General features: G+C 62.0%; 30 protein-coding genes and 1 pseudogene. 14 read left to right on the forward strand and 17 right to left on the reverse strand.

From position 1 onward, the window contains the following. Positions 1-127: 127 nt before the first annotated feature. Positions 128-1,429 (forward strand): annotated as a pseudogene (locus BLL38_RS20330) (TonB-dependent receptor domain-containing protein); the annotation flags it as partial. A gap of 146 nt (positions 1,430-1,575) precedes the next feature. On the opposite strand, the gene BLL38_RS20335 reads toward BLL38_RS20330, so the two are convergent. From BLL38_RS20335 to nrdR, 11 genes are all read right to left on the reverse strand, one after another. Then, on the reverse strand, positions 1,576-2,373 hold the full coding sequence (locus BLL38_RS20335; protein ID WP_076964094.1) for a cobalamin-binding protein: 798 nt from the start codon (positions 2,371-2,373) through the stop codon (positions 1,576-1,578). Beyond that, on the reverse strand, positions 2,373-2,792 hold the full coding sequence (locus tag BLL38_RS20340; protein WP_076964095.1) for a nuclear FMR1 interacting 1 family protein: 420 nt from the start codon (positions 2,790-2,792) through the stop codon (positions 2,373-2,375). Before BLL38_RS20340 ends, BLL38_RS20335 begins: the two co-directional genes overlap by 1 nt. Further along, on the reverse strand, positions 2,789-3,406 hold the full coding sequence (ribA, locus tag BLL38_RS20345) for a GTP cyclohydrolase II (RefSeq protein ID WP_076964096.1): 618 nt from the start codon (positions 3,404-3,406) through the stop codon (positions 2,789-2,791). Before ribA ends, BLL38_RS20340 begins: the two co-directional genes overlap by 4 nt. 129 nt (positions 3,407-3,535) lie before the next feature. Further along, positions 3,536-4,264 (reverse strand): substrate-binding periplasmic protein, encoded by a 729-nt coding sequence (locus BLL38_RS20350; RefSeq protein ID WP_076964097.1) that lies wholly within the window; start codon positions 4,262-4,264, stop codon positions 3,536-3,538. 66 nt (positions 4,265-4,330) lie between these two features. Next, on the reverse strand, positions 4,331-5,296 hold the full coding sequence (thiL, locus tag BLL38_RS20355) for a thiamine-phosphate kinase (protein WP_076964098.1): 966 nt from the start codon (positions 5,294-5,296) through the stop codon (positions 4,331-4,333). Between the two features lie 18 nt (positions 5,297-5,314). After that, positions 5,315-5,815: a transcription antitermination factor NusB gene (gene nusB / locus BLL38_RS20360; protein WP_076964099.1), complete on the reverse strand. Its 501-nt coding sequence runs from the start codon at positions 5,813-5,815 to the stop codon at positions 5,315-5,317. Further along, on the reverse strand, positions 5,812-6,288 hold the full coding sequence (gene ribH, locus BLL38_RS20365) for a 6,7-dimethyl-8-ribityllumazine synthase (protein ID WP_003176356.1): 477 nt from the start codon (positions 6,286-6,288) through the stop codon (positions 5,812-5,814). Before ribH ends, nusB begins: the two co-directional genes overlap by 4 nt. Before the next feature lie 90 nt (positions 6,289-6,378). Continuing rightward, a complete protein-coding gene (gene ribBA / locus BLL38_RS20370; RefSeq protein ID WP_076964100.1) occupies positions 6,379-7,470 on the reverse strand; it encodes a bifunctional 3,4-dihydroxy-2-butanone-4-phosphate synthase/GTP cyclohydrolase II in 1,092 nt (363 codons plus the stop codon). Between the two features lie 15 nt (positions 7,471-7,485). Next, on the reverse strand, positions 7,486-8,148 hold the full coding sequence (locus BLL38_RS20375; protein WP_044269053.1) for a riboflavin synthase: 663 nt from the start codon (positions 8,146-8,148) through the stop codon (positions 7,486-7,488). A 37-nt stretch (positions 8,149-8,185) separates the two neighbouring features. Further along, complete coding sequence (gene ribD / locus BLL38_RS20380) at positions 8,186-9,322, reverse strand: bifunctional diaminohydroxyphosphoribosylaminopyrimidine deaminase/5-amino-6-(5-phosphoribosylamino)uracil reductase RibD (protein ID WP_076964101.1); 1,137 nt, start codon at positions 9,320-9,322, stop codon at positions 8,186-8,188. Continuing rightward, positions 9,319-9,783 carry a transcriptional regulator NrdR gene (nrdR, locus tag BLL38_RS20385; RefSeq protein ID WP_162493898.1) on the reverse strand — a complete coding sequence of 155 codons (465 nt, stop codon included), beginning with the start codon at positions 9,781-9,783 and terminating at the stop codon, positions 9,319-9,321. Before nrdR ends, ribD begins: the two co-directional genes overlap by 4 nt. A gap of 139 nt (positions 9,784-9,922) precedes the next feature. On the opposite strand from nrdR, the gene BLL38_RS20390 reads away from it, so the two are divergent. The 4 genes from BLL38_RS20390 to trxA all read left to right on the forward strand — a co-directional run bounded on the left by BLL38_RS20390 (position 9,923) and on the right by trxA (position 13,238). Further along, a complete protein-coding gene (locus tag BLL38_RS20390; protein ID WP_076964103.1) occupies positions 9,923-10,378 on the forward strand; it encodes a YbaY family lipoprotein in 456 nt (151 codons plus the stop codon). Then, on the forward strand, positions 10,375-11,028 hold the full coding sequence (locus tag BLL38_RS20395; protein ID WP_076964104.1) for a class I SAM-dependent methyltransferase: 654 nt from the start codon (positions 10,375-10,377) through the stop codon (positions 11,026-11,028). Before BLL38_RS20390 ends, BLL38_RS20395 begins: the two co-directional genes overlap by 4 nt. A 263-nt stretch (positions 11,029-11,291) precedes the next feature. Next, positions 11,292-12,293, forward strand: coding sequence for an Abi family protein (locus BLL38_RS20400; RefSeq protein ID WP_076964105.1), 1,002 nt, complete (start codon positions 11,292-11,294; stop codon positions 12,291-12,293). A gap of 72 nt (positions 12,294-12,365) precedes the next feature. After that, positions 12,366-13,238: a thioredoxin gene (gene trxA / locus BLL38_RS20405; protein ID WP_076964106.1), complete on the forward strand. Its 873-nt coding sequence runs from the start codon at positions 12,366-12,368 to the stop codon at positions 13,236-13,238. Here trxA and BLL38_RS20410 read toward each other — a convergent pair. Beyond that, the gene (locus BLL38_RS20410; RefSeq protein ID WP_076964107.1) at positions 13,235-13,582 is read right to left on the reverse strand and encodes a hypothetical protein; all 348 of its coding nucleotides are present in this window, start codon (positions 13,580-13,582) and stop codon (positions 13,235-13,237) included. The genes trxA and BLL38_RS20410 overlap by 4 nt on opposite strands. Before the next feature lie 134 nt (positions 13,583-13,716). On the opposite strand from BLL38_RS20410, the gene BLL38_RS20415 reads away from it, so the two are divergent. The 5 genes from BLL38_RS20415 to BLL38_RS20435 all read left to right on the forward strand — a co-directional run bounded on the left by BLL38_RS20415 (position 13,717) and on the right by BLL38_RS20435 (position 17,772). Further along, a complete protein-coding gene (locus BLL38_RS20415) occupies positions 13,717-14,310 on the forward strand; it encodes a DUF2796 domain-containing protein (RefSeq protein ID WP_076964108.1) in 594 nt (197 codons plus the stop codon). A 135-nt stretch (positions 14,311-14,445) separates the two neighbouring features. Beyond that, complete coding sequence (locus tag BLL38_RS20420; protein ID WP_076964109.1) at positions 14,446-15,156, forward strand: ABC transporter ATP-binding protein; 711 nt, start codon at positions 14,446-14,448, stop codon at positions 15,154-15,156. 1 nt (position 15,157) lies between these two features. Further along, complete coding sequence (locus tag BLL38_RS20425) at positions 15,158-16,423, forward strand: ABC transporter permease (protein WP_076964110.1); 1,266 nt, start codon at positions 15,158-15,160, stop codon at positions 16,421-16,423. A gap of 11 nt (positions 16,424-16,434) precedes the next feature. Next, positions 16,435-16,953, forward strand: a complete 519-nt coding sequence (locus tag BLL38_RS20430) for a DUF3299 domain-containing protein (protein WP_076964111.1) — start codon at positions 16,435-16,437, stop codon at positions 16,951-16,953. Between the two features lie 120 nt (positions 16,954-17,073). Further along, on the forward strand, positions 17,074-17,772 hold the full coding sequence (locus tag BLL38_RS20435) for an OmpW/AlkL family protein (protein WP_076964112.1): 699 nt from the start codon (positions 17,074-17,076) through the stop codon (positions 17,770-17,772). Between the two features lie 166 nt (positions 17,773-17,938). On the opposite strand, the gene BLL38_RS20440 is transcribed toward BLL38_RS20435, so the two are convergent. Next, the gene (locus BLL38_RS20440) at positions 17,939-18,823 is read right to left on the reverse strand and encodes a sugar nucleotide-binding protein (RefSeq protein WP_076964113.1); all 885 of its coding nucleotides are present in this window, start codon (positions 18,821-18,823) and stop codon (positions 17,939-17,941) included. A 194-nt stretch (positions 18,824-19,017) separates the two neighbouring features. Next, on the reverse strand, positions 19,018-20,001 hold the full coding sequence (locus BLL38_RS20445) for a GlxA family transcriptional regulator (RefSeq protein ID WP_076964114.1): 984 nt from the start codon (positions 19,999-20,001) through the stop codon (positions 19,018-19,020). A 96-nt stretch (positions 20,002-20,097) separates the two neighbouring features. Here BLL38_RS20445 and BLL38_RS20450 point away from each other — a divergent pair, with 96 nt between their 5' ends. Continuing rightward, a complete protein-coding gene (locus BLL38_RS20450) occupies positions 20,098-20,646 on the forward strand; it encodes a cysteine hydrolase family protein (RefSeq protein WP_076964115.1) in 549 nt (182 codons plus the stop codon). A gap of 10 nt (positions 20,647-20,656) precedes the next feature. On the opposite strand, the gene tam is transcribed toward BLL38_RS20450, so the two are convergent. Next, positions 20,657-21,418 carry a trans-aconitate 2-methyltransferase gene (gene tam, locus BLL38_RS20455; protein WP_076964116.1) on the reverse strand — a complete coding sequence of 254 codons (762 nt, stop codon included), beginning with the start codon at positions 21,416-21,418 and terminating at the stop codon, positions 20,657-20,659. Positions 21,419-21,817: 399 nt separating this feature from the next. Between tam and BLL38_RS20460 the strand changes: the two genes are divergently transcribed. The 3 genes from BLL38_RS20460 (at position 21,818) to BLL38_RS20470 (ending at position 24,434) form a co-directional block, all read left to right on the forward strand. Then, positions 21,818-22,450: an isochorismatase family protein gene (locus BLL38_RS20460; RefSeq protein ID WP_076964117.1), complete on the forward strand. Its 633-nt coding sequence runs from the start codon at positions 21,818-21,820 to the stop codon at positions 22,448-22,450. A gap of 88 nt (positions 22,451-22,538) precedes the next feature. Beyond that, positions 22,539-23,450, forward strand: a complete 912-nt coding sequence (locus BLL38_RS20465) for a LysR substrate-binding domain-containing protein (protein WP_076964118.1) — start codon at positions 22,539-22,541, stop codon at positions 23,448-23,450. 105 nt (positions 23,451-23,555) lie between these two features. Further along, the gene (locus BLL38_RS20470; RefSeq protein ID WP_076964119.1) at positions 23,556-24,434 is read left to right on the forward strand and encodes a pirin family protein; all 879 of its coding nucleotides are present in this window, start codon (positions 23,556-23,558) and stop codon (positions 24,432-24,434) included. A 138-nt stretch (positions 24,435-24,572) separates the two neighbouring features. Here the strand turns inward: BLL38_RS20470 and BLL38_RS20475 are convergent, their stop codons facing one another. Together BLL38_RS20475 and BLL38_RS20480 are read right to left on the reverse strand one after the other, a co-directional pair. After that, positions 24,573-25,088 (reverse strand): single-stranded DNA-binding protein, encoded by a 516-nt coding sequence (locus tag BLL38_RS20475; protein WP_017849542.1) that lies wholly within the window; start codon positions 25,086-25,088, stop codon positions 24,573-24,575. Between the two features lie 9 nt (positions 25,089-25,097). Continuing rightward, a complete protein-coding gene (locus BLL38_RS20480; RefSeq protein ID WP_076964120.1) occupies positions 25,098-26,492 on the reverse strand; it encodes an MFS transporter in 1,395 nt (464 codons plus the stop codon). Positions 26,493-26,590 lie beyond the last annotated feature (98 nt).

Genomic DNA, 26,590 nt, shown 5'->3' on the forward strand with positions numbered 1-26,590 from the left:
GCGATATCAGCCATTTTTTGATGCATCGCTACAACTGGATTCGGCCTCACCAATTCAACGATGGGTTGGCGCCAGCGCGGGCCGAGGAAAAACTTAACGTCGTGTCCGGGATTAGTTGACCACTACAGACACCGCCGGTATTGACTGGAGCCATGCATCCTTCCCCAGCGACCGCGACCATGATGCCTATCGCAATAAGTCGCTGAGTTTGAACCTTAGCCATGAGTTCAGCGATCAGCTGGAGGTGGGTTTCAACCTGCTGGATAGCCGTGGCAAGTCGGAATATGACAACAGCTTTGGTCGCTATGATTTCGCTAGCGGGCAAAGTGTCGGCCAGAAGCCCTATACCGACTACACCGTCAGCAGCGCCAGCGCTTATATCGATGCCCAACCCAACGAGGCCTGGCAGACCCGTGTGGAGCTAGGCCACAGTGAAAACCGCGACACAAAACGTGACAAGCTCAGCGCTGACTTCAGTGTGTTCAACACCTATCGCGACTCGATCAACTGGCAGAACGACCTGACGCTCGATCAGCAGAACAGCCTGATCCTCGGTGGCGAATGGTATGAAGACCGTTTTCACGGCAGCACCACGTTCAGCGAAAACAGCCGCTGGAACCGCGCCGCGTTTATCCAGCATCGTTTCAAGGGGGAGTGGTTTTCCACCGAACTGGGGCTGCGCCGCGACGACAACCAGCAATTCGGCGGGCAGAACAGTTGGAGCGGCACGCTGACCTTGCCGGTCAACAGCGACAACGACGTATTACTGAGTTACAGCGAGGGCTTTCGTGCGCCGAGCTTCAACGATCTGTACTACCCCGGCGGCAGCAACCCCAACCTCAAGCCCGAGCACTCGAAAAGCTATGAGTTGCAATGGCGCAGCCAACTGACCGACACCACACGCCTGGAAACCTCTCTGTATCGCACTGATCTCAAGGACGCGATCATCGCGCAGCAGCAGAATAACTACATTCCGTACAACGTCGCCAACGCCCGTATCAACGGCTTCGAAGCCGCCCTCAAGCAAGAGTTCTTCGGCTGGCAAGGCAACCTGGGCCTGTCGATCATCGACCCGCGCGACCGCAGCAGCGGCCATACCCTGGCCCGTCGTGCCCGGCGCACTCTGAACCTGGACCTGGATCGGCAGTTCGAGCAATTGAGCCTGGGCGCCAGTTGGCAGGCCATCAGCAGCAGCTACGACGCCGAAGACAACAAGAACCGGCTCGCGGGCTATTACCTGCTGGGATTACGCAGCAGTTGGGCGCTGAATCGGGAAGTGGCATTGTCGTTGAAGGTCGATAACCTGCTGGATCGCCGCTATACGCGGGCGTGGTACAGCTATGACGAGCCAAACTTCGCGAACAACCAGCCGTACCGCGAAGAAGGCCGGACGTGGATGCTTGGGGTGACGTGGACGCCGCAGCTCTGAGGTTGTCTGGGACGACGCCATCGCAGGCAAGCCAGCTCCCACATGTGTTCTGTGGTGTAGCTAAAATATTCTGCACTGCCGAGCTCCCACCTTTTGATGGGTGAATACAGTCAAATGTGGGAGCTGGCTTGCCTGCGATAGCGGTCTTAGCGGTTCGGCGCAATCACCTGACACAACCTCGCCACCGCCTCCACCATCTGCCCACTGGGCCGCTCCAGCCCTTTGTCCGGCACGATCAGCAAGCGTCCCTGGGCCACCGCCGCCACCTGGGGCCAGGCCTTCCAGTCGTCCAGTTGCGCTTGATCCGCCGCGAGGATCACCTCGGGATCACGCTGCAACACCGACTCGATACTGACCTGCGGGGCTGGCAGCTTGAGGTCATCAAACACATTGCGCGCGCCACACACGCTGAGTGCATCGCTGATGATTTGCCCACCGCCTACGGTGTACAGCGGCTGGTTCCATACCTGGTAGAACACCCGCAACGGCTGGCTGCGCTGATAGCGCTGGCGCAACTCGGCCAAGCGTTGACGCAAACGGGCCGCCAGTTGGTGACCTTCTTCAGCGCGGCCTAGTTGTTGGGCGATGGCTTCGACCTGGCGGCTCAGTTGTTCAAGGCTATGGGGTTCGGCGACGTAGACCGGGATGTTCAAGCGCTTGAGCTGCTCACGCTGGGCAGGGCCGACGCTGCCGGGCCAGAGCAGCAGCAAGTCAGGCTGCAGGCTGAGCAGTCGCTCCAGATCCAACTGCCCATAATGCCCCACCGAGGGCAGGTTACGCAGCGCGTCAGGCCGTTCACCGCCGTCGAGTACGCCCACCAACAGATCGGCAGCGCCCAGTTCAACGACGATTTCAGACAAGGAAGGCGCGAGGCTGACCACCCGCTCGACCGCCGTCGCCGACGCGCTGGCGGCCAGCAGCAGACCCGCCAGCCAGAGGCGCATCAACCGAGCTGACGCGGGATGCGATAGAGGTAGAACAGCACCAGGGTCGACAAGGCCAGGAGAAACAGCGGCACCGCTTCCAGGCCGACGAACACCGCCAGCGCACCGATCCAGGCCGGCAACGCCGCGACCAGCAACGCCGTGCGCCGACGGGCCGCCAGGGTAATCCACGCGGCGGGTTCTTCAGGCGTATCGAGGGCCTTGGAGGTGGCGATCAGCGCATGTTTGTAGCCATGGAAGTAACGCAGGCTGGCAAACATCGACGCGGCCCCGGCGATAAAAAACGGCATCGCCAGCACCGGCAACAGCGGCTCACCCTGGCCAAATACCAGATTGATCACGAACAACGGCAGCAGCGCCAACGCCAGGTACTGCCACCAACTGAAGGACAGCCGCCGCTTGACCTGGCCACGCGTCACGCCCGGCCAACCTCGCCCTGATGCTCGTTGCCCATCATGTGGTCGAGCTTACTGGCCTTGGTCGCCAGGTAGAGTTTGTTGTGCGGGTTGTGCCCGGTGTGCAACGGCACGCGCTCGGCGACGGTGATGCCCATCTCGGTCAAGGCCTTGACCTTGCGCGGGTTGTTGGTCATCAGGCGCAGGGACTTGACCCCAAGGTGTTCAAGCATCGGCAGGCAGATGGCGTAGTCGCGCTGGTCGGCGGCAAAGCCCAGGCGCTCGTTGGCCTCGACGGTATCGGCGCCACCGTCTTGCAGTTCGTAGGCGCGGATCTTGTTCAGCAAGCCAATGCCACGGCCTTCCTGACGCAGATACAGCAGCACGCCACGACCTTCACGGGCGATGGCTTGCATGGCGGCTTCCAGTTGCGAGCCGCAGTCGCAACGCTGGCTGAACAGTGCGTCACCGGTCAGGCATTCGGAGTGCAAGCGGCCCAGGACGGGGGCGCCATCGGCCACATCGCCCAGGCTGAGCACGACGTGCTCGCGCCCGGAGGCTTTTTCAAGAAAGCCATGCATGGTGAACGTGGCAAAAGGGGTAGGCAGCTTGGAAGCAGCAACGAAAACGACGGGCACCGTGTGCTCCTGATTTCAGATTTCACAGAGGCGGGCATTGTAACAGCACGTTCCTACAGACGCTTAAGCTGAATTATCGCTGATAAAGATCAATAGGTTCGATTGGCCTTTGCCTTGGTTCTATGGGCGTCAAAACGGATACGCCTGGTTCCAACGCTGGAAAATCGGTTTCAACTCGCCGCTGTCCACCAGTGCCGCCATGCGCCGGTCAAACAGCGCCCGCAACGCCCGCCCCCTCTGGTTGTTGGTAAACCCCAGGAACAATGGCAGTTCGGCAATGTGCGTCAGCTTGAATGCTGCGGGATCCTTGGCCTGGCCAAGGATGTATTTCAGCTCGGCCAGGGCATCGATGTAGAAGTCGGCCCGCCCGTGCTGGAGCATCGGCAAAATCCCGCCACGCCGTTCGATTTGGTTGAAGCGGTGAATATTGGGCAGGTACTCCTCGTACTTGTAGCCGCGCACCCAGGCCAGGCGGTAGGTGCCCAGGGTCGCCAGGGTCGGCACCGGGCCGTTGGCCAGGCCCAGGGCGTAGATGTGGTCGGCGTCATAGTGCCAGCGCGCGTACAGCACGCCCTCGGCTTCATCATGATAGGAGCCGACCCAGGCATCCACTTCGCCACGCCGGGCCAGGCCGACCGAACGGGTATAGGGCACGCTGCGAATCTTGACCTTGACCCCGGCCGGCTCGAAGATTTCCCGCAACACGTCCCAGGCCAGGCCGCTGCCGTCGGCGTTGGTGTAGTCATTCCAGGTTTCACTGGCCAGACGGATCTGGCTGGGCACTTCGGGGGTGTCACCGGCCCACACGGGAGACGCGACAATACACAGCAGGATCAGCAACCAGCGACGTAGCCCCATGATGACGTCCTCCTGGGAAAAGCGATCGTTTCTACAATGCGCTAAAGGGTAGCGCAGCCTGCCGTATCAAGGCGTCTCGCGAAAATGTTGATAACCGCCCACGGCCGGGGTGATGTCGTGGCCGCTGGCATCCAGCAGTCGCACGCCCGCCCCCGCCGCCACACGCCCGACAACCTGCACCGACCAACCATCGGCCAGCAATGGCGCCAGCTCAGCAGGCGGCAAGGTAAACGCCAGGACGTAATCGTCGCCACCGCTCAAGGCCGCAGACCGCGCCTGATCCTCCCCCAGGAAGGCCAGCAACGCCGCCGACAGCGGCAAGCGCTGCCGCTCGATCACCAGGCTTACACCTGAAGCCTTGGCGATATGCCCGCAATCGGCCAGCAGGCCGTCGGAAATATCCAGTGCAGCCGTCGCCTTGCCACGCAACGCCATGCCCAGGGCCAACTGCGGTTGCGGCGACCAGTAGTGGCCCAGCAGCGGTTCGGCGATCTGCGCGGCGGCGCTACGCTGCCCCAGGACCAATGGCAAAGCCCCGGCCGCATTGCCCAGGTCACCGCCCACACACAGCAGGTCGCCCGGCTGCGCGCCACTGCGGGTCAACGCCTGCCCCGCCGGGACACGGCCAAATACAGTAATGGTCAGGCTCAGCGGTCCCCGGGTGGTATCGCCGCCCACCAGGCCCACGCTGCAGCGCTGGGCCATGGCGTTCAAGCCCTGGGCATAGCGTTGCAACCAATCGGCCGTGACCGTCGGTGTGGTGAGTGCAAGCGTGAATGCCAGAGGATTGGCGCCCATGGCCGCCAGGTCGCTGACTGCCACTGCCAGCGAGCGCTGGCCGAGCAGGAACGGGTCGCAGGGGTCGGCAAAGTGCACGCCGGCCACCAGGGTATCGGTGGAGATTGCCAGCTGTTCCCCCGGGGGAACCGCCAGCAAGGCGCAGTCGTCGCCGATCCCCAGGGCAATGCCCTCGCCGCCTTGCGCACAGGGCGCGGCGGCGAAGTAGGTGCGGATCAGCTCGAACTCGCCCATCAGGGAGCCAAGCGCAGGTTAGCGCTTGTTCGCCTTCACTTCAGCGTCACGCAGGCGCGGGGCCAGCTTGTCGAGCACGCCGTTGACGAACTTGTGACCGTCGGTCGAACCATAGACTTTCGCCAGTTCGATCCCTTCGTTGATCACAACACGGTACGGCACGTCGACGCGCTTGAGCAGTTCCCAGGTGGACAGGCGCATCACGCACAGTTCAACCGGGTCCAGCTCTTCGAGGGTCAGGTCCAGGCAAGGCGCCAGGGCCGTGTCGATCTCGGTCAGGTTGGCATGCACGCCGTGCAGGATGTCGTGAAAGTACGGCAGGTCGGCGAAAGTAAAATCGTTGTCGACACGAAACTGCGCTTCGATTTCGTTCAGCGAAGTACCCGCCATCTGACGCTGATACAGCGCCTGGGTCGCCAACTGACGGGCAGCCCGGCGCTTTTCGTTCTTCGATGGCTTGCCGGCGTCTGCAGGACGTGGCTCGCGTGGGTTGAAACGATCGCTCTCGTCGGAAATCACTTGGCCTCCAACTGCGACAGCAGGCTGACCATTTCCAGCGCGGACAGGGCAGCTTCAGCGCCTTTGTTACCGGCCTTGGTGCCGGAACGCTCGATGGCTTGCTCGATGGAATCCACGGTCAGCACGCCGAAAGCAACCGGCACGCCGAACTCCATGGACACCTGGGCCAGGCCCTTGGTGCATTCGCCAGCCACGTACTCGAAGTGCGGGGTGCCGCCACGAATGACCGCGCCCAGGGCGATGATCGCTGCGTATTCGCCTTGCTGCGCCACTTTCTGCGCAACCAGTGGAATCTCGAAGGCGCCAGGGGCACGGATAATCGTGATATCGCTTTCGCTCACACCGTGGCGAACCAGGGCGTCCACGGCACCGCTTACCAGGCTTTCAACCACGAAGCTGTTGAAGCGGCCAACCACCAGGGCGTAGCGGCCTTTGGGGGCGATGAAGGTACCTTCGATGGTCTTGAGGGTCATTCGACAAATCTCTTAAAGAGCCGGGACGCGTTTATGACGCGCCCCTTAGTGATATTTGAACCGCGAACAACGGGCGACAATCGCCGGCCTTTATTCGGAGGGCACGTATTCTACTACTTCCAGGTCGAAACCGGATATCGCATTAAATTTCATTGGCGCACTCATCAGGCGCATTTTGCGCACGCCCAGGTCACGCAGGATCTGCGAACCGGCGCCGACGATGCTGTAGGTGGTCGGTTTTTTCGCCGGCACCTGGTCAGCACTTTCGCGGATATGCGCCAGCAGCACATCGCCATCCACCGGGTTGCCCAGCAACAGCACGACCCCGCTGCCCGCCGCGGACACCGCGGCCATGGCGGCCCGCAGGCTCCACCGGCCCGGCTGCTTGACCATCAACAGGTCGCGCAACGGGTCCATGTTGTGCACACGCACCAGGGTTGGCTCTTCGGCGCAGATGTTGCCCAGGGTCAGGGCCATGTGCACATCGCCTTCCACCGAATCACGGTAGGTCACCAGGTTGAAATGCCCCAGTTCGCTGTCCAGCGGCTGCTCGGCGATCCGCTGAACGGTACGCTCGTGGATCATCCGGTAGTGGATCAGGTCGGCGATGGTGCCGATCTTGATGCTGTGCTCGGCAGCAAAGGCTTCCAGCTCCGGGCGACGGGCCATGGTGCCGTCGTCGTTCATCACTTCGCAGATCACCCCGCTCGGCTCGAACCCGGCCATGCGCGCCAGGTCGCAGGCCGCTTCGGTATGGCCGGCCCGGGCCAGGGTGCCACCAGGCTGTGCCATCAGCGGGAAGATATGGCCAGGGCTGACAATGTCTTCGGCCTTGGCGTCTTTGGCGGCAGCGGCTTGCACGGTACGGGCACGGTCAGCGGCGGAGATGCCGGTGGTCACGCCGGTGGTCGCTTCAATCGAGACGGTGAACTTGGTACCAAACCCCGAACCATTGCGTGGCGCCATCAGCGGCAGTTTGAGCAGTTCGCAGCGCTCGCGGCTCATGGGCATGCAGATCAGGCCACGGGCGTGCTTGGCCATGAAGTTGATGTGTTCCGGCTGGCACAACTCGGCGGCCATGATCAGGTCGCCTTCGTTCTCGCGGTCTTCGTCATCCATCAGGATGACCATCTTGCCTTGGCGGATGTCTTCAACCAGTTCTTCGATGCTATTGAGCGCCACGCGGCACCCCCTTGGTCAGGATTTCAGGTAGCCGTTAGCGGCCAGAAAACTTTCGGTGATGTTACCGGCTGCAGGCTCTGCGGCCTTTTCGCCCAGTAGCAGGCGCTCCAGGTAACGGGCAAGCAAGTCCACTTCCAGGTTCACCCGGCGACCCGGCTGGTACGAGGCCATGATGGTTTCGCTGAGGGTGTGGGGAATGATGGTCAGTTCAAATTCGGCGCCATTCACGGCGTTCACGGTCAGGCTGGTGCCATCGACGGTGATCGAACCTTTGTGGGCGATGTACTTGGCCAGTTCTTTCGGCGCACGGATGCGAAACTCCACGGCCCGCGCGTTTTCGCTGCGCGCCACCACTTCGCCAACGCCGTCGACATGACCGCTGACCAGGTGGCCGCCCAGGCGGGTGGTCGGGGTCAGGGCTTTTTCCAGGTTGACCGGGCTGCCGGCCTTGAGGTCATTCATCGCGGTGCAGTCCAGCGTCTCGCGGCTGACATCGGCGGCAAAGCCGTTGCCCGGCAGTTCGATGACGGTCAGGCACACGCCGCTGACGGCGATGCTGTCGCCCAGCTTGACGTCGCCGAGGTCCAGCTTGCCGGTTTCAACCAGCAGGCGCACGTCGCCGCCTTTGGGGGTCATGGCGCGGATACTGCCGATGGATTCGATAATGCCAGTAAACATGAAGTCCTCCAGAAAGAAGCGTGGCGCAGGGCAAGAATTATACGCCCGCTGCTGGCACAGGAATGGCAGTGACTCGCCAGTCGTCGCCTACAGCGCGCATGTCGGTAATCCTGAGTTGGGGGGCATCGGCCAGTTTCTCAAGCGGCCAGTCCAGCAAAGGCCGGGCGGCGGAGCCCAGGAACTTGCCGGCGACAAAAATCACGTACTCGTCCACCAGGCCCTGCTGGGCAAACGCGCCTGCCAGGCTCGGGCCGGCTTCCACCAGCACCTCGTTGACGCCACGGGCCGCCAGGGCCACCAGCGCCGAGCGCAGGTCGACCTGGCCATCAACGCCCGGCACCACCAGGCATTCGGGGCCACGGGGGAACTGGTTTTCCGCGGTCACGCAGGTGATGACCAGGGCCGGGCCGGCCTTGAAGAACGGCGCATTGAGCGGCACCCGCAGGCGACCGTCGATCAGCACGCGCAGCGGCGGGCGCGACATGGCCAGGGCGGTGGTTTGCGCATCCAGGCCCAGTTCGGCGGCGCGCACGGTCAGGCGTGCGCCATCGGCCAGCACGGTATCGGCGCCGGTCAACACCACACTGGCCTCGGCCCGCAGGCGCTGCACGGCGGCGCGGGCGGCGGGGCCGGTGATCCATTGGCTTTCGCCACTGGCCATTGCGGTGCGCCCGTCCAGGCTCATCGCCAGCTTGACCCGCACAAACGGCAGGCCGTGCTCCATGCGTTTGAGGAACCCAGGGTTCAGCGCGCGTGCCTGGCTTTCCAGCACGCCGCCGAGCACCTCGATACCGGCCTGGGCCAGGCGCTGCAGGCCACGCCCGGCCACTTCCGGGTTCGGGTCCTGCATGCCCGCGACCACCCGCGCTACGCCAGCGGTCACCAGCGCATCGGCGCAGGGCGGCGTATGGCCATAATGGCTGCACGGTTCAAGCGTCACGTACACCGTGGCACCCCGGGCTTTATCGCCGGCGGCGCGCAAGGCGTTGGGTTCGGCATGGGGTTCGCCGGTGCGCTCATGCCAGCCTTCGCCGACAATCTGCCCATCGCGCACAATCACACAGCCGACCCGGGGGTTGGGATGGGTGGTGTACAGGCCCTTGCGCGCCAATTCGAGGGCGCGGGCCATGTAATGGGCGTCGAGCACCGCCTGTTCTGCAGAAGGAGGGTTCATTCTTTGACCGGCTCACGGGCCAGGCGGTCGATCTCTTCGCGGAACTCATTGAGGTCCTGGAAGCGTCGATACACCGAGGCGAAACGAATGTAGGCAACTTCGTCGAGCTTTTGCAGCTCGCCCATCACCAGTTCTCCAACCACCAGGCTCTTGACCTCGCGCTCGCCGGTCGCCCGCAGCTTGTGCTTGATATGCGCCAGCGCCGCTTCCAGGCGCTCGACACTCACCGGGCGTTTTTCCAGGGCGCGCTGCATACCGGCGCGCAGTTTCTCTTCGTCGAAGGGCTGGCGGCTGCCGTCGGACTTGATCAGGCGCGGCAGTACCAGCTCGGCGGTTTCAAAGGTGGTGAAACGTTCACCGCAGGCCAGGCATTCGCGCCGGCGACGCACTTGATCGCCCTCGGCGACCAGACGCGAGTCAATGACCTTGGTGTCGTTGGCACCGCAGAAGGGACAGTGCATGGTGGCAGGCAACAAAAAAAGGGAGGGCCATGGTAGCGCATCCCCGTGGCAAGACAAGCCATAGCCTTTACGGTATATAGGCTGACTATTATGTTTCTTCTGTTTAGTTCAGGGATTTTTGCCCTTTTTGGAGCCGTACATGCCGTTACGACCGCTGGTTTTACTCACAATGTTCAGTTTTCTGGTCGCCTGCAGCAGCGAAGCGCCAAAACCAGCGGCCCCGCAACCCACGCCGCAACAAGAGAAAAAAATCCCCGGCCAGGAACCGCTCGGGCCTTTGCCGGCCTATCAGCGTGAAGTGAGCGGTACCCTCAATGGCGTACCGGCCGGTGCCGAAGTGGAGCTGGCGCTGCTGGTGATCGACGACCGCAGCCGCCCGCAACAACTGCTGGCCAGCAGCGTGCTGATCGGCAACAACAAACCGCTGGCCTTCCGCCTGCGCTTCAACCCGCAGGCGTTCCCCACTGGCGCCCGCGTTGAACTGCGCGGCCGCGCCAGCCAATCCGGGCAGTTGATCCTGCACCTGCCGGCGGTGCGTATCCAGCAAGCTATCACCCAGACCACCGGCCCCCTGCAACTCGTGCGCGCCCCATGACGCCACCGCTGCACCTGCAACGGGCCTTGAGCGAACTGATCGGCGGCGCGCAACTGGTGCCCTGCCCGTTGCCGGGCACCGACCTGTCGTTATGGCTGCTGGACGCCGACAACATGGACCGCGCCTTCAGCCCCGAGGAAACCCGACGCATCCTGCATGAACCGCCCTACTGGAGTTTCTGCTGGGCCAGTGGCCTGGCACTGGCCCGCTACCTGGCCGCCAACCCCGAGTGGGTGGCGGGCAAACGCGTCCTGGATTTTGGCGCCGGCTCAGGCGTTGCGGGGATTGCCGCCGTGAAAGCCGGCGCCCTGGAAGTGGTGGCCTGTGACCTCGACCCGCTGGCACTCGGCGCCTGCCGGGCGAATGCGCAACTCAATGGCGTGACGCTGGGCTATTCGGCGGATTTTTTTGCCGAAGCCGATCGTTTCGACCTGATCCTGGTGGCCGACGTGCTGTACGACCGGGCCAACCTGCCGCTGTTGGATCAATTCCTCAGCCGCGGGCGCGAAGCCTTGGTCGCCGACTCGCGGGTGCGGGACTTCCAACATGCGGATTATCAGCGGCTGGGGATCCTGGAGGCGCTGACCCTGCCGGACCTGGCGGAGCCTTGGGAGTTTCGTAGGGTGAGTCTGTACCATTCGCGGCGCTAGGCCTCTCAGTTACAAATTTTCAGCAATAGAGTGGCTAAGACAGCGCCCGGCAGGACATGGAAAATACCGTCCTCCCGCACGCGGCCTGGACGATCGACCTGCATGCCTTCCCCCGTTTTTTCGCCGGTCAGCGTCCCTCCAAGGGCGTTGCAAAAACCTGGGCAGTTGCATAATCTGCTTGGCAATACACCCGCCATGCCTCTGGTTGCGCCAGTAACCAAGCACAAATTGTGCGGGTTTTTTATGCCTGCTGGTTTTCCGGCATGAGGGCGTTCGACAAACCTGCCATTGACGTCCCGGCCCAGTTGGAGCTGCTCAAGTCCCGGGGCTTGATCATTGACGATGAAACAGGCGCTCGGGACTTCCTGCAGTCGGTCAGTTTCTTTCGATTAAGCCCCTATATGCGGCCCTTCCAACAATCGGAAGATATCAACCACCACTTCCATGCCGGCATCCACTTTCACCAACTGGCACGACTCTACGACTTTGACCGCCGCCTGCGCCTATTGGCCATGGATGCCATTGAGCGGGTCGAGATCGCCTCCCGTGCAGTCATCAGCAATCACATGGGCCCCACCTATGGCAGCCATTGGTACATCGACAGCCAGGCTTTTCACCCGACATTTAACCACCAGCGCCTGCTTGCAACGCTACACACCAGACAGTCTGTGGCGACCCGCGACTACGAACGCGAATGCTTGCGTGTCGACCGACTACACACAGACGACAATCGAAAAGCCCATCTCAAGCGTCAAAGAGCCAAAGAAAGCTACGCGCGTCACTATCCAAACACCTATGACCACCCCGCTCTCATGCCGGGTTGGGCGATGCTGGAAGAGTTGACGCTGGGCGACCTCTCTCATCTCTACAAGGGCCTGGCCAGGGACGCGGATAAAAAAGCCATTGCCAGGCGCCTGGGGCTCCCCGCACCACTGCTGCAGTCCTGGCTTCACACTTTGACCACTGTGCGAAACATGTGCGCCCACCACTCAAAAATGTGGAATCGGCAACTGGGTATTCGTCCTGAATTACCCAGGAAAGCCAATTTCCCGTGGCCAAACCATCTCCTCCAGCCAGGGCCCCATACCCGCATTTTTCCGACACTTTGCATGCTTAACCATCTGATGTATCAGATAAGCCCCCACACTCGCTGGGACCAGCATCTCTATCACCTGATCAACGGTTTTCCCAACCTCAACCTAAAAGCGATGGGGTTCCCTCGTGACTGGTATCAGGACCCTTTTTGGCACGTCTCTCGTACTTGATCCTTGCGCTGCTTCCGATAGAGACCGCCAGTCTTTATAGTTGCCCCATCCCACGCGTCATTGAGAACCTCCATGAGTGAGCCCACGCCCTACATTTTCGATGTCACCACCGCCACCTTCGATCAGGCCGTCATCGAAAACTCGTTCCACAAACCCGTGCTGGTGGATTTCTGGGCCGAATGGTGTGCGCCGTGCAAGGCGTTGATGCCGTTGCTGGCGCAGATTGCCGAGAGCTATCAGGGCGAGTTGCTGCTGGCCAAGGTCGATTGCGAAGCCGAGCAGGATATCGTTGCGCGCTTTGGCATTCGCAGCCTGCCGACCGTGGTGCTGTTCAAGGACGGCCAGCCGGTGGATGGGTTTGCCGGGGCCAAGCCTGAGTCTGAGATTCGCGCACTGCTGGAACCCCATGTGCAGATGCCGCCCCCTGCCGAGGCGGACCCGCTGGAGCAGGCCCAGGCGCTGTTTGCCGAAGGCCGGGTCAGTGAGGCCGAGGCCGTACTGGTGGCCTTGCTTGGTGAAGACAACACCAACGCCGGCGCGTTGATCCTCTACGCCCGCTGCCTGGCCGAACGTGGCGAACTGGGCGAAGCGCAGGCCGTGCTTGATGCGGTCAAGAGCGATGCGCACAAGGCGGCACTCGCCGGTGCCAAGGCGCAGATCACCTTCCTGCGCCAGGCCGCCGACCTGCCGGACGCCGCTGACCTCAAGGCCCGCCTGGCGCAAAACCCGCAGGATGATGAAGCGGCGTATCAACTGGCCGTGCAGCAATTGGCCCGCCAGCAATATGACGCGGCGCTGGAAGGCTTGCTGAAGTTGTTTATCCGTAACCGCAGCTACAACGAAGGCCTGCCGCACAAGACACTGCTGCAAGTGTTCGAGTTGCTGGGCAACGACCACCCGCTGGTCACGGTGTATCGCCGCAAGCTGTTTGCGGCGCTGTACTAATCAGCGATCCAACTGTACTGCGGCGTATCCCCGCCGCTGGACACCTTCACCTTGGCGCTATGGCGCAGGCGCACCAACAGGCGCTTACCGGCCTGGGCGCTACCGGCCAGCCCTTCGAGGCGGTCTGACAACTCCAGCCCGCTGAGTGGCCCGGCCTCGCGCAGCAGGTCCTGGGCGGCCTGCCACAGGGTCTCGTCCTGATTGACCGGCGCGGCGGCGGGCACGGTGTCCGGCGCCGGCGTGGCCGCCTGCAGGTGCACGCCCAGCCGCGCCCAATCGCTGTCGTCCAGCTCCAGGGTCAAGTCCACGGGCAGCTCGCCGATGGTTCCACGAATTCGCATCATTGCTCGTCCTCAGCACTTTTCTGACGAGCATGCTCCCATGCGTCTTGCGCAACGCCAAGCAGGCGGTCAAACTCTCGGCTCTTTTGTTATAAGATCACATAACAAAACCCTCATTCTCGCCTTGGAGTCTCCCCATGCGCCGCCTGTTGCTCGCTTTGCCGTTTGCCCTGTTGCCACTGGCCGCCCAGGCTGCTGACGAACACAACCACGATCACGACCATGAACATGGCAGCCTTGGCGCCCATGAGCATGGCGTTGGCCGCCTCAATGCAGCGCTCGATGGCAAGGCCCTGGAACTGGAGCTGGAAAGCCCGGCGATGAACCTGGTGGGGTTCGAGCACCTGGCCACCACCGACGCCGACAAAGCCAAGGTTGCCGCCGCCCGCAAGCAGCTGGAACAACCCCTGGTGCTGTTCAGCCTGCCCAAGGCTGCCGGTTGTGTGGTCAGTACCCAAGAGCTGGAAAGCCCGCTGTTTGGTGACAAGCCAGAAGACGATCATGACCACGCCACCGACGGCAAAGGTGCGGCCGCCCATGACCATGATCACAGCGAAATCCACGCCCACTACCAGTTCACCTGCGCCACCCCTGCCGCGCTGAAAAACCTCGACCTGACGAACCTCTTCAAGACCTTCCCCGCCACCCAGAAAATTCAGGTACAACTGATCAGCCCGGGCGGCCAGCAAGGTGTTGAAGCAACGGCGGCTGCCGCGACCCTGAAATTCTGACCCCACACGGTTGATGTAGGAGCTGGCTTGCCTGCGATGGCATCGGCGCGGTGTCACTGATACACCGCGTCGTCTGCATCGCAGGCAAGCCAGCTCCCACAGGTGACCGCGCTCTGCAGGTGATATTGAGTTCCCATGACCCAAGCACTGATCGAACTGTCCGACCTGGGCTTTAACTGGCCCGGTCACCCCCAGTTGCTGGATATCCCGGCGTTTCGCCTGGAGCCGGGGGAAACCCTGTTCCTCAAGGGCCCCAGCGGCAGCGGCAAAACCACCCTGCTCGGCCTGCTGGGCGGGGTGCAGACACCCAGTCGCGGCAGCATCCGCCTGCTGGGCCAGGAGTTGACCGACTTGTCGGCCGGCGCCCGCGATCGGTTCCGGGTCGACCACACCGGCTATATCTTCCAGCAGTTCAACCTGCTGCCGTTTCTCTCGGTCCGCGAAAACGTCGAACTGCCTTGCCACTTCTCCAAGCTGCGGGCGCAGCGGGCGATCCAGCGCCATGGCAGTGTCGACCAGGCCGCCGCGACCCTGCTCGCGCACCTGGGCCTCAAGGACCCGGACTTGCTCGGGCGCCGTGCCGATGCGCTGTCCATCGGCCAGCAACAACGGGTGGCCGCCGCCCGGGCCTTGATCGGCCAACCGGAACTGGTGATCGCCGACGAGCCGACCTCGGCCCTGGACCACGATGCCCGGGAAGCCTTCCTTCAACTGTTGTTCGCCGAATGCCGCGAGGCGGGCGCCAGCCTGTTGTTCGTCAGCCATGACCAGAGCTTGGCTTCGCTGTTCGACCGCAACCTGTCGCTGGCCGAACTCAATCGCGCCGCCGCGCCGCTCGAGGTTTGAGATGTATTTGTTCCGTCTAGCCATGGCCAGCCTGGCAAACCGCCGCTTTACCGCGATCCTCACCGCCTTCGCCATCGCCCTGTCGGTGTGCCTGCTGTTGGCGGTGGAGCGCGTGCGTACCGAGGCCCGCGCCAGCTTTGCCAGCACCATCAGCGGCACCGACCTGATCGTCGGCGCCCGCGCAGGCTCGGTCAACCTGCTGTTGTACTCGGTATTTCGCATCGGCAACGCCACCAACAACATCCGCTGGGACAGCTTCGAGCACTTTGCCGCCAGCCCGCAAGTGAAATGGGCGATCCCCATGTCCCTCGGCGACTCCCATCGCGGCTACCGGGTGATGGGCACCACCCAAGCCTACTTCGAGCACTACCAGTACGGCCGCAAGCAGAACCTGCAACTGGCCAGTGGCCGTGCGTTTGATAGCGACCCGTTTGAAGTGGTGCTCGGCGCCGAAGTGGCCGACGCCCTGCATTACAAACTCGGCGACAAGCTGGTGCTGGCCCATGGCGTGGCGGTGGTCAGCCTGGTCAAGCACGATGACAAACCGTTCACCGTGGTCGGCATTCTGCAACGCACCGGCACCCCGGTGGACCGCACGTTGCACATCAGCCTCGGCGGCATGGAAGCGATCCATATCGACTGGCACAACGGCGTGCCCGCCCAGGGCAAGGGCCGGGTCAGTGCCGACCAGGCGCGCAATATGGACCTCACGCCACAAGCCATCACCGCGTTTATGCTGGGGCTGAACAACAAGATTTCGACCTTTGCCCTACAACGGCAGATCAACGAGTTCCGTGGCGAGCCGATGCTGGCGATCCTGCCGGGCGTGGCCTTGCAAGAGCTGTGGAGCATGATGGGCACCGCCGAAAAGGCGCTGTTCGTGATCTCGCTGTTTGTGGTGCTGACCGGCTTGATCGGCATGCTCACGGCGATCCTCACCAGCCTCAATGAGCGCCGTCGGGAAATGGCGATCCTGCGTTCGGTGGGCGCACGACCGTGGCACATTGCAAGCCTGCTGGTTTTCGAGGCCTTTGCCCTGGCACTGGCCGGGGTGGTTGCGGGGGTTGGCCTGCTGTACGTATGCATCGCCGCGTCCCGTGGCTATCTACAGGCCAATTACGGCCTGGACCTGCCACTGGCGCTGCCCAGCCCGTATGAATGGACGCTGCTCGCCGGTATCCTGATCGCCGCCCTGCTGATGGGCAGCGTGCCGGCCTGGCGCGCCTATCGACAATCGTTGGCCGATGGCCTGTCGATCCGTTTATGAGGAAGGCTTTGATGCGCCGTGCCCTGCTTGCGCTGTTATTGATGGTGGCCGTGCCCGCCTGGGCCGCCGAGCCCCGAGACTTGTCGTGGCAGGAAATGATTCCGCCGGATGCCCCGGTGGAGGTGCCCAATATGACGCCGCTGCACGACCTGTCGAACATGGCCGACGCACTGTCGGCGGAGGCCGCGCCAGCGGCCAGGCAGGACTTGCCCAATGCACCGGTGGTGGCCCAGTTGAACGGCCTGCATATCCGCCTGCCGGGTTATATCGTGCCGCTGGAAGTCAGCGAGGAAGGCCGCACCACTGAGTTCCTGCTGGTGCCGTACTTCGGCGCCTGCATCCATGTGCCGCCCCCGCCGTCGAACCAGATCGTGCATGTCAGGAGCGAGATCGGCGTGAAGCTGGAGGAGCTGTACCAGCCGTACTGGATCGAGGGGCAGATGCAGGTCAAGCCGTCCACCAGCGAATTGGCGGATGCGGGCTATCAGATGGAAGCCGAGAAGATTTACATCTACGAGTTGCCGGACTGACACCTGTCGATAAGCGGTGTATTTGGCTGATCACCGTTTCATTGAGCTGAGTCAAAGGCCCGGGTGCAACGATCTTTACCATTGGACACAGCCAACTAAAAATGTCCTTTGGAGCCACCCATGCACAAGTCACTGCTCAGCGCTTCCCTCTTCGCGCTCGCACTCGCCGCCCCTCTCGCCCACGCCCACGAGGCTGGCGACATCCTGGTTCGCGCCGGTGCCATCACCGTTAACCCAAAGGCCGACAGCGGCAGCGTCAAGGTTGACCAGGGCCCATTGGCCGGCACCAACCTGGGCGGCAAGGCGACCATGAGCAGCGACACGCAACTGGGCCTCAACTTCGCCTATATGCTGACCAACCACGTCGGTATCGAACTGCTGGCCGCCACGCCGTTCGAGCATGATGTGAAGATCAAGAACACCGCCCTCGGCGCCGCCAACGGCAAGCTCGGTAGCCTCAAGCAGCTGCCGCCGACCCTGAGCGTCGTGTACTACCCGCTGGACAGCAAGTCGGCGTTCCAGCCTTACGTCGGTGCGGGTATCAACTACACCTGGATCTATGACGAACACGTCAGCAGCCGCGCCCAGGGCGAAGGCTTCAGCAACTTCAAGGCCGAGAACTCCTGGGGCTGGGCGGCGCAGATCGGTATGGACTACATGATCAACGACAAGTGGATGATCAACGGTCAGGTGCGCTACATCGACATCAGCACCAAGGCCACCGTCGACAACAACGCCCTGGCGGCGGGCACCCGCGCCAAGGTCAATGTGGACGTGGATCCGATGGTCTACATGGTCGGTATCGGCTACAAGTTCTAAACCCGGCTTAATAAACGCCACAAAACAATGTGGGAGCTGGCTTGTGTGGGGGCTGGCTTGCCTGCGATAGCATCGCCTCGGTGTCTTTGATAGACCGAGGTGTCTGCATCGCAGGCAAGCCAGCTCCTACATAAGCCGGGCTCCCACATTTTTTTTGTTCCGTCAGCTAGTGATGCCGGTAGAAGCGGTCGAGCAACGCCGGCAGTCCCGCACGCCACGCCCGTGGCTTGATGCCGAATGTATGCAGGATCTTCTTACAGGCCAGCACTGCATGCTGTGGCTCGTCGGCGGCATCCGGCCGGGCGGCGTGGGCCTGGGCTGTCGGCGCTTCGACCGCCAGCACATGGAAGGTGCGCGCTTCGGTGAGGATCGCCTGGCCCAGCGCCACGGGGGTGGTCGCCTCTTGCCCGGCGTAGTGGTAGGTGCCCCACAGCGGCGCCGCACAATCGAGTTGCTTGAGCACCGAGATAATCACCCGTGCCGCATCGTCCACCGGTGTCGGGTTGCCGCGCCGGTCATCGGCCAGCAGCAAGGGCTCGGGTTGCTCGGCACGGGCCAGGAAACGCCCCAGCGCGCCATCGATACTGTCATCAAGCAGCCAGCCAAAGCGCAGTAGCACATGTTGCGGGCAGGTGGCGCGCACGCTCTGTTCAATGCGCCACAACGCCTGGCCACGCAGGCCCAGGGGCACTGGTTCGTCTTTTTCGCTGTAGGCGGTGGCGCGCGAGCCATCGAACACCCGGTAGCTGGACGGTTGCAGCAGCGTGATGTTGTGGTGTTGGCACAGTTCCGCCAGGCGCTCGACGGCAGACTCCTGCCCGGCCAGGCGGGCCTCGCTCACGCTCTCGGCCTGGAACCAGTCGAAATAGTAGGCGAGGTTGATCAAGGCGTCGGGACGGGTGTCGTCGAGCAATTGGGTAAGGCTGGCGGCATCCCAGCCGTCTTGGGGCGGGCGCGGCGCGAGGAAACCGATATCTTCCTCCGCACCAAGGCGAATCAGCGCTTGCCCGAGGGCATTCCCGCCGCCCAGTAACATAAGGCGCATTCGCATAGATTGAGCAGGCCCGGTCTGTTTGGAACGATGGCTATTATCGACAGGCATGGATGCCATGCCGTTGGTATTGGCCAGAATCGTTGCATTTTGCGGGTTTGTAGCGCAACCGTCACTTACTAAGTAGTCGTTCAATCAAGGCTTTTTGCAGGAGCGAGGCGCAGGCCGTCAGGGACACCGGGCCACTCGATAATTCAGGCAGGTGCTTTCACCCCAAACCGATTGCGGTAATCGCTGGGCGCAAGGCCGGTAATTTTCTTGAAGATGGCGCGAAAGGCGCTCGGGTCTTGGTAACCCACGGTCCAGGCAATCTGATCAATGGTGGTATTGGTGAACTCCAGCATCTGCCGTGCCTTGCCGACCCGCAGGTGCTGGCAATATTCGGTGGGTTTCAAGCCGGTGGCGTTGCGAAAACGCCGTAGGAAAGTGCGCTCTTCCAGGCCGGCCGCCTGGGCCATCGCCGTAAGGGAGACATCCACCGCACCACTGGCCTGCAACGCGTGCTGGACCTTGAGGATCGCCTCGTCGCCATGGCTGAGGATCGGCGCAAAGTTGCTGCCGCACTGGCTGGCGCTGTCGCTGTGTGCAATCACCAAAAAGCGCGCGGTGTCGGCAGCGATGCTTGGGCCCATAAGGCGCTCGACCAAGCGCAGGCCCAGTTCGGACCAGGCCATCAGCCCGGCGGTGGTGATCAGGTCGCCATCATCGACCATCGGCTTGTCGGCCTCCAGGCGCACCGCAGGAAAACGGCTGGCGAAGGTGTTGGCCGAAGACCAGTGGGCGGTGGCCCTGCGCCCATCGAGCAAACCGCTGCGCGCCAGCATGATCGAACCGATGCACACGCCCCCCAGTACCGTGCCGGCGGCATGTTGCAGGCGCAGCCAGTGCAGCAGCGCGTGCGGCGCCTGCTCTTCGCAAAACTCGCCAATCGACGGCGGCACCAGCACGGCCATCAATGGTTGATCGGGGCCAGGCTGGCTGTCGAAGCCGCGAACAGGCGTACCATCGCCATTGACCTGCCAGTGACTGACACGTAACAAGGGCAACTGCCGGCTCTGATGCTCGGCGGCAATGCGATTGGCGACGCCAAACAGGTCGGTCAACCCATGCACAGCGGCCATCTGCGCGCCGTGATAAATCAGCACGCCGAGCTCGACGATCGAGCGTTCCACAGCCATTGTCAGTTTTCCCCCTGTTATTGTCGGTACGGCCAATCCCCGTGCCACGCGCCAGCCACGATACTGGGCGCATCAACCCCTCACGAGAAAATACCCATGGCCAAGCAAGCACTTATCCTAATCGATATCCAGAACGACTACTTCCCCCACGGCAAGTGGCCATTGACCGGCGTGGAAGCCGCGGCCGACAAGGCGCAACAGGTGCTCCAGGCATTTCGCCAGGCCGGCGACGCGGTGATCCACGTGCGCCATGAGTTCACCTCGGCGGATGCGCCCTTCTTCACCCCAGGCTCCGAAGGCGCACACATACATGCCCAGGTGCGGAACGAAAACGACGAGCCGGTGGTGCTCAAGCATTTTGTAAATGCGTTTCGCCAAACCAACCTGCGCGAGTTGCTGGAACAACGCAGCATCACCGACCTGGTGGTGGTCGGCAGCATGAGCCATATGTGCATCGACGCAGTGGTTCGGGCAGCGGCGGACTATGGCTACAACGTCACGGTGATCCACGACGCCTGCGCCACTCGCGACCTGGAGTTCAATGGCAAGACCATTGCCGCAGCCCAGGTGCATGATGCCTACATGGCATCGCTGGCATTCGCCTATGCCAGCGTGGTGTCGGCGGATGAGTTCCTGAAGGCCTGACGGCGGGCTGTCAGCGCGTAGCGATAATGAACAGCCGTGGAAACGGCAGCAACACCGTGCCATCGGCCAGGGCGGGATAAGCCTCGCGGATGCGCGCCAGGTAGGCGTCGAGGAAGGCACCTTTCTCGGCCGCCTCCAGCGGTGCGAGGAATGGCCGCAGGCCCGTGCCCTTGAACCACTCCACCACCGCCTCATGGCCGCTGAGCGGGTGGTAATAGGTGGTGTGCCATACATCGACGGTGCTGCAATGTTTGCTCAACAATTCGTAGTAATAACTCGCCGGGTGACGCGCCTCATGTTTGACCGCGCCGATCTTGCCCGCCCACGGCCCTTGCGCGGCCACCTCACGGGCCAGGCGGTGGGCGGGTTCGTTGAGGTTGTCCGGGGTTTGCACCGCCAGCGTCCCGCCCGGCGCCAACTGCGCCACCAGGTGCGGGTAGAGGGTGGCGTGGTCCGGCACCCATTGCAGCGAGGCATTGGCCAGGATCACATCAAACGGTTGCGCAGGCTTCCAGGCACCGATATCGGCCAATTCAAAGTTGAGTGCCGGCAACCGCTCACGGGCGCTGGCCAGCATGTCCTGCGAGCTGTCCAGGCCAGTGATCGTCGCCCGGGGGAAACGCTCGGCCAGCACCTCGGTGGAGTTGCCCGGGCCACACCCCAGGTCGACCGCAGTACGCACCTCACCCGTAGGGATAGCAGCCACCAGGTCGCGGACGGGACGGGTGCGCTGTTGTTCAAACATCGAATACTGCTGGGCAGACCAGGTCATCGGGGTTTCCTTCTTGGGCAAGGGAATGCACTACAGCCTAAATCTTGTGGCGCATGGGGACAAATGCCAGAGCTGAGGGATTTTGCTCCTGCAAGCAAGCCCCCCGAAGTGAATGCCATCGTTTTTTGTTGCCGCAGGATAACCTCTTGGCCGCCTGTGTACCCGGTGCTGGCAGTACGCAATATGTTTTTACACAAACCTCACCCCCGCTAAATCTCGGACCGCTGCTTGTTCAGGCGGCGGAGCAAAATCCGGCCCTGGGGTGCGCGTTCAACCTGTTGGACACTGAGTTCGAGTTTCAAGGGCTTCTGAGTGAATGGCTTAACCCGTAGTTTTGGTCTCATTACGACCGAGAACACGGTCGCCAGATAACACCATTTCCCTCAAGAGGCTGAAAAAATGAGCTTACCTACCGATAAACCCCTGAGCTATGACCCACTGACTGCTGATAACGCCGCACTGATCCTGGTCGACCATCAAGTTGGACTCATAGCCGGGGTCCGGGACTACTCGATCGGTGAGCTGAAACACAATGTCGTGGCATTAGCCAAAGCGGCCAAGGCGCTTAACCTGCCAATTGTGGTCACGACCACAGCACGGGACAGCTTGTGGGGGCCCACCTTCCCTGAGCTGGTCGACGCCTTGCCAGGCATCGAAATTATCGACCGCTCATCAGTCAACGCCTATGACGACGAACGTGTCGCGCAGGCCATTGAAGCCACCGGGCGCAAGAAACTGATCTTCGCCGGGGTATCCCTTGAGGTCTGCGCAGCCTTTCCGGCCATGACCGCCGTAGCCCGGGGCTACGATGCCTATGTGGCAGTCGATGCATCCGGCACGTTCAGCGACACCAAGCGTCAGGCCGGTCTGCTGCGCATGATGCAAGCGGGCGTGATCCCGTCCGACTACGCCAGCTTGATGGTGGAAATCCTCAAGGACAATGCCCGACCAGAAGCAGAGACTGTCTACGGTGCTATCGACATGCCATGGGCCACGCTGGTCGGGCAGATATACACTGCTTCTCGCCGCTAAAACCTCTTCATCGGGTCACTGGATCAGCCTGCAATATCCCGGCACAATCCCACCTCAGCGTCCAATCAGACGAACAATGAGGTGATGAGTGCTAGATCTCAATGACTTCTTTTTCTTTGTGCAGGTGGTCGACCGGGGCGGATTCACCGCTGCCGGTCGAATCTTGCAGATGCCGAAATCCACCCTCAGTCACCGCATTCAGCGACTTGAAAACAATCTGGGCGTTCGCCTGCTCAACCGGACCTCACGCAAATTCGGGATGACCGACGCCGGAACGGATTTCTACCAGCATGCCGTCGCCATGCTGCGTGAGGCAGAGCTGGCCGAGAGCACGATCCGGCATCGCCTGACCGAACCGAGTGGCACGATTCGCTGCACGGCGGGCAACGCGATAATGCAATACGTCATGTCGGAAATTATTGCCGACTTCCTCACCCAGTATCCCAACGTCAATATTGTTTCCCTCGCGGCCAACCGGACCGTCGACATCGTCGGTGAAAACTACGATGTCGCTGTGCGCGCTCATTCCGCCCCGTTGCCCGACTCTGACCTGGTACAGCACACACTTGCGCCGGCCCCCTGGTTCCTGTTTGGCGGAGCCCGTTATCTGGACGCCAACGGTGAGCCCCAGACCCCTCAGGACCTGCACAAACACCCCACGCTGTTCATGGCCCGGCCCGGTGCAGTGCCAATATGGCGCTTGCGCCACGCCCATCACGCGAACGAAGAAGCGGTCATACCGCTGGAGCCGAGGCTGCAAAGCGACGACATCACCGGTTTGCAGCAGGCAGCCATCAGCGGCCTGGGTATCGTGGCCTTGCCGGGTTATATCTGCCAGGCAGCTGTGCGGTCTGGAGCCTTGCGACGCGTACTGCCACAATGGCTGGCGGGCGATTCGACCATCACCGCGCTCATTCCTTCTCGGCAAGGACTCTTGCCTTCAGTACGCGCGTTTCTCGATCACCTGGCCCGAGAATTCCCGAAAAAGGTCTTGATGTAGATCGTCCATTGCCTTGGACGCTGAATCCTGAAATGGACGGCTTCTCGGTTTCCGGGTTCGCCTCTAGATTGCCCCCCGACAGGACACCAATCAGAGGGCCGTATCATGAATCACATCACCAGGCTTGAACCCGACACACTCGCCAGCCCACGACTGGGTCAGATCGTCTCGGGTGTCACTCACACCATCGGCGAAGGCTTCACCGCTCTGCATTTCTCTGAGGACATGTTTGCCACCCGTATGGACCCGCTGCTTATGGTGGACCACTTCGTCATGACCGCGCCCACTTTCGCACCGCATCTTCATGCCGGGATTTCTGCCGTCACGGTGATGTTCGAGGATTCAGAAGGCAACTTGCTGAACCGTGACACCCTGGGGCACAACCTCGCACTCAAAGCTGGTGACCTGTACTGGCTGGCAGCCGCGAGTGGCGCGGTTCACGAGGAAGTCCCTGAAGCAAATGCTCGCACCCATGCTCTGCAAGTGTTCGTTAATCTCCCGAGCCATCTCAAGCTGACACCCGCGCGTACGCTTCATGTACCGGCACAACAGGTACCGATCATTCAGGCACCCGGACACCGCGTTCGGGTGGTACTGGGACGCAGTGGCGATGTCATCGGAGCGGAGGGCACGCCAGAGCCGCTAACCTTACTCGACGGTTCCCTGCAAGCCGACGGCGTATTTGCTCATACGCTTGCTGAAGGCTTTCAAGCCTGGATTTATGCAGTCAGCGGTACATTGACGGTTCACTGCAATGCAGAGGAGCAGAGCATACCCGCGGGCCACTCCACAACCGTGAGCGCTGGCGCGCAAGTCGAACTAAGGATGACTTCGAGCGAACCGTGCCACTTCGTGCTCATCGCTGGCAGCCCCATCGGTGAACCTTTCATCAAATACGGCCCTCTGGTGATGACAACCGAGGAAGACATCCGTCGCACTCTCGTCAAATACGCCAAAGGCGGCTTCGGACAAATCCCGAGCTGACACACTCTCTAAGCCGCCCTCGGGCGTCCTGCAGATACGCGGCCATCGCGGGTTGCGCTGGCGCAATAAAAAAGCCCCGGCTGCTTATGCACCGGGGCTTTCAGGGTAAAACTTTACATCAAGTATCTGAGCCGGATCCTAGAACGGAATATCGTCATCAAAGCTGTCGAAGTCGGCTGCCGGCTGCGGTGCCGCCTGCTGTGGCGCTGGACGCGACTCACGCTGTGGCTGCTGGCTTGGCTGCGGACGGGACTGCTGTGGACGCGGTGCCGAGTTGGACATGCCGCCCTGGCCCTGTTGGTCGCCCTGTGGACGGCCGCCCAGCAGTTGCATGGTGCCTTGCATGTCGACCACGATTTCTGTGGTGTAACGCTTGATGCCGTCTTTTTCCCACTCGCGGGTCTGCAGTTTGCCTTCGATGTAGACCTGCGAACCTTTGCGCAAGTATTCACCGGCGATCTCTGCAACCTTGCCGAACATCGACACACGGTGCCATTCGGTTTTCTCGACCTTCTGGCCGGTCTGCTTGTCGGTCCACTGTTCGCTGGTCGCCAGACTCAGGTTGGTCACGGCGTTACCGTTAGGCAAGTAGCGAACTTCGGGATCCTGGCCGCATGTACCGACCAATATGACTTTGTTAACCCCACGGGCCATAACGTTCTCCTAGGCTGGGCGCGCTGTCGGCACTGGGTTTACCAGTTGCTCGAGCGTCGCGCGATCCAATAGTTCGGTGTCCAATTTGATGTAAATGGCCGCCTCTTCCGCGACCACGACTGCATCTGTTACCCCTACGACGGCCTTCAGGCGCTCGACCAGACCGCTTTCACGGATCGCCTCGGGCGATAGCGGCAAACGCAGACTTGTGACGTAGGGAGGTTCGCGCATGGTAACAGCAAAGACCAGCCAAAGTGCAGCCAGCCCGGCACATCCGAGGAACACAACCGACAAACCGCCATGCTGGAACATCCAGCCGCCCATGATGCCGCCCAGCGCCGAGCCGAGGAACTGGCTGGTGGAATACACTCCCATGGCCGTGCCCTTGCCGCCGGCCGGTGAAACTTTACTGATCAGCGAAGGCAGTGACGCCTCCAGCAGGTTGAACGCGGTGAAAAACACCACCGTGCCGATTACCAGCGCCCGTAGGCTGTCGCCGAACTGCCAGAAGAATAGTTCAGTGAGCATCAATGTCGCGACGGCGCCGAGCAAAACTCGTTTCATTTTGCGTTTCTTCTCGCCGTAGATGATGAACGGGATCATGGCGAAGAACGAAATCAGCAACGCGGTCAGGTACACCCACCAGTGCTCCTCCTTGGGCAACCCGGCCTTTTCCACCAGCGCCAGGGGCAAGGCGACGAAGCTGCACATCAGCATCGCGTGCAATACAAAGATACCCAAATCCAGGCGCAGCAGGTCCGGGTGCTTGAGGGTCGGTAGCAGCGCCTGCTTCGCCACACCCGACTCGCGGTGCTGCAGCGGCCCGGTAGAGCGCGGCACCATAAAGGCCACGACCAGGATGCCGAACAGCGCCATGCCGCCGGTGGCCAGGAACAAGCCGTGCAAGCCAAAGGCGCGGGTCAGCAGGGGGCCGACCACCATGGCCACGGCAAACGACAAACCGATGGTCATGCCAATCATGGCCATGGCCTTGGTGCGATGTTGTTCGCGGGTCAGGTCCGACAGCAGCGCCATCACCGCCGCGGAAATCGCCCCGGCACCTTGCAGGATGCGCCCGGCGATCACGCCCCAGATCGAATCGGCATTGGCTGCCAACACGCTGCCCAGAGCGAAGACGATCAGCCCCAGGTAGATCACCGGCCGGCGGCCAATGCGGTCGGAAATGATCCCGAACGGGATCTGGAAAATCGCCTGGGTCAGGCCATAGGCACCAATCGCCAGGCCGATTAGGGCCGGGGTCGCGCCGGCGAGGTCCATGCCATAGGTCGCCAGCACCGGCAACACCATAAACATACCCAGCATACGGAAGGCGAACACCAGGGCCAGACCGCTTGCCGCTCGGGTCTCGCCGCTACTCATGCGTTCGCTGTGGGGATCGTGCATGGAAAAACCTCGTGTGAACCGGCGGCGATTCTACCAGTCCCATCGATTGAGAGGGTATATGCGGCGCTTTGCCGCGTGGCTTTCATGTCAGGCTGCAA

The organism is Pseudomonas gessardii (assembly GCF_001983165.1).
In the GTDB taxonomy this organism is placed as follows: domain Bacteria; phylum Pseudomonadota; class Gammaproteobacteria; order Pseudomonadales; family Pseudomonadaceae; genus Aquipseudomonas; species Aquipseudomonas gessardii.

Excerpts from the sequence above, each read along its gene's own strand:
- BLL38_RS20335 (WP_076964094.1), bottom strand. The coding sequence starts at position 2,373 with ATGCGCCTCTGGCTGGCGGGTCTGCTGCTGGCCGCCAGCGCGTCGGCG.
- BLL38_RS20350 (WP_076964097.1), bottom strand. The coding sequence starts at position 4,264 with ATGGGGCTACGTCGCTGGTTGCTGATCCTGCTGTGTATTGTCGCGTCT.
- thiL (WP_076964098.1), bottom strand. The coding sequence starts at position 5,296 with ATGGGCGAGTTCGAGCTGATCCGCACCTACTTCGCCGCCGCGCCCTGT.
- ribH (WP_003176356.1), bottom strand. The coding sequence starts at position 6,288 with ATGACCCTCAAGACCATCGAAGGTACCTTCATCGCCCCCAAAGGCCGC.
- BLL38_RS20375 (WP_044269053.1), bottom strand. The coding sequence starts at position 8,148 with ATGTTTACTGGCATTATCGAATCCATCGGCAGTATCCGCGCCATGACC.
- ribD (WP_076964101.1), bottom strand. The coding sequence starts at position 9,322 with ATGAACCCTCCTTCTGCAGAACAGGCGGTGCTCGACGCCCATTACATG.
- nrdR (WP_162493898.1), bottom strand. The coding sequence starts at position 9,783 with ATGCACTGTCCCTTCTGCGGTGCCAACGACACCAAGGTCATTGACTCG.
- BLL38_RS20390 (WP_076964103.1), top strand. The coding sequence starts at position 9,923 with ATGCCGTTACGACCGCTGGTTTTACTCACAATGTTCAGTTTTCTGGTC.
- BLL38_RS20395 (WP_076964104.1), top strand. The coding sequence starts at position 10,375 with ATGACGCCACCGCTGCACCTGCAACGGGCCTTGAGCGAACTGATCGGC.
- BLL38_RS20400 (WP_076964105.1), top strand. The coding sequence starts at position 11,292 with ATGAGGGCGTTCGACAAACCTGCCATTGACGTCCCGGCCCAGTTGGAG.
- trxA (WP_076964106.1), top strand. The coding sequence starts at position 12,366 with ATGAGTGAGCCCACGCCCTACATTTTCGATGTCACCACCGCCACCTTC.
- BLL38_RS20410 (WP_076964107.1), bottom strand. The coding sequence starts at position 13,582 with ATGATGCGAATTCGTGGAACCATCGGCGAGCTGCCCGTGGACTTGACC.
- BLL38_RS20415 (WP_076964108.1), top strand. The coding sequence starts at position 13,717 with ATGCGCCGCCTGTTGCTCGCTTTGCCGTTTGCCCTGTTGCCACTGGCC.
- BLL38_RS20420 (WP_076964109.1), top strand. The coding sequence starts at position 14,446 with ATGACCCAAGCACTGATCGAACTGTCCGACCTGGGCTTTAACTGGCCC.
- BLL38_RS20425 (WP_076964110.1), top strand. The coding sequence starts at position 15,158 with ATGTATTTGTTCCGTCTAGCCATGGCCAGCCTGGCAAACCGCCGCTTT.
- BLL38_RS20430 (WP_076964111.1), top strand. The coding sequence starts at position 16,435 with ATGCGCCGTGCCCTGCTTGCGCTGTTATTGATGGTGGCCGTGCCCGCC.
- BLL38_RS20435 (WP_076964112.1), top strand. The coding sequence starts at position 17,074 with ATGCACAAGTCACTGCTCAGCGCTTCCCTCTTCGCGCTCGCACTCGCC.
- BLL38_RS20440 (WP_076964113.1), bottom strand. The coding sequence starts at position 18,823 with ATGCGAATGCGCCTTATGTTACTGGGCGGCGGGAATGCCCTCGGGCAA.
- BLL38_RS20445 (WP_076964114.1), bottom strand. The coding sequence starts at position 20,001 with ATGGCTGTGGAACGCTCGATCGTCGAGCTCGGCGTGCTGATTTATCAC.
- BLL38_RS20450 (WP_076964115.1), top strand. The coding sequence starts at position 20,098 with ATGGCCAAGCAAGCACTTATCCTAATCGATATCCAGAACGACTACTTC.
- tam (WP_076964116.1), bottom strand. The coding sequence starts at position 21,418 with ATGACCTGGTCTGCCCAGCAGTATTCGATGTTTGAACAACAGCGCACC.
- BLL38_RS20460 (WP_076964117.1), top strand. The coding sequence starts at position 21,818 with ATGAGCTTACCTACCGATAAACCCCTGAGCTATGACCCACTGACTGCT.
- BLL38_RS20470 (WP_076964119.1), top strand. The coding sequence starts at position 23,556 with ATGAATCACATCACCAGGCTTGAACCCGACACACTCGCCAGCCCACGA.
- BLL38_RS20475 (WP_017849542.1), bottom strand. The coding sequence starts at position 25,088 with ATGGCCCGTGGGGTTAACAAAGTCATATTGGTCGGTACATGCGGCCAG.
- BLL38_RS20480 (WP_076964120.1), bottom strand. The coding sequence starts at position 26,492 with ATGCACGATCCCCACAGCGAACGCATGAGTAGCGGCGAGACCCGAGCG.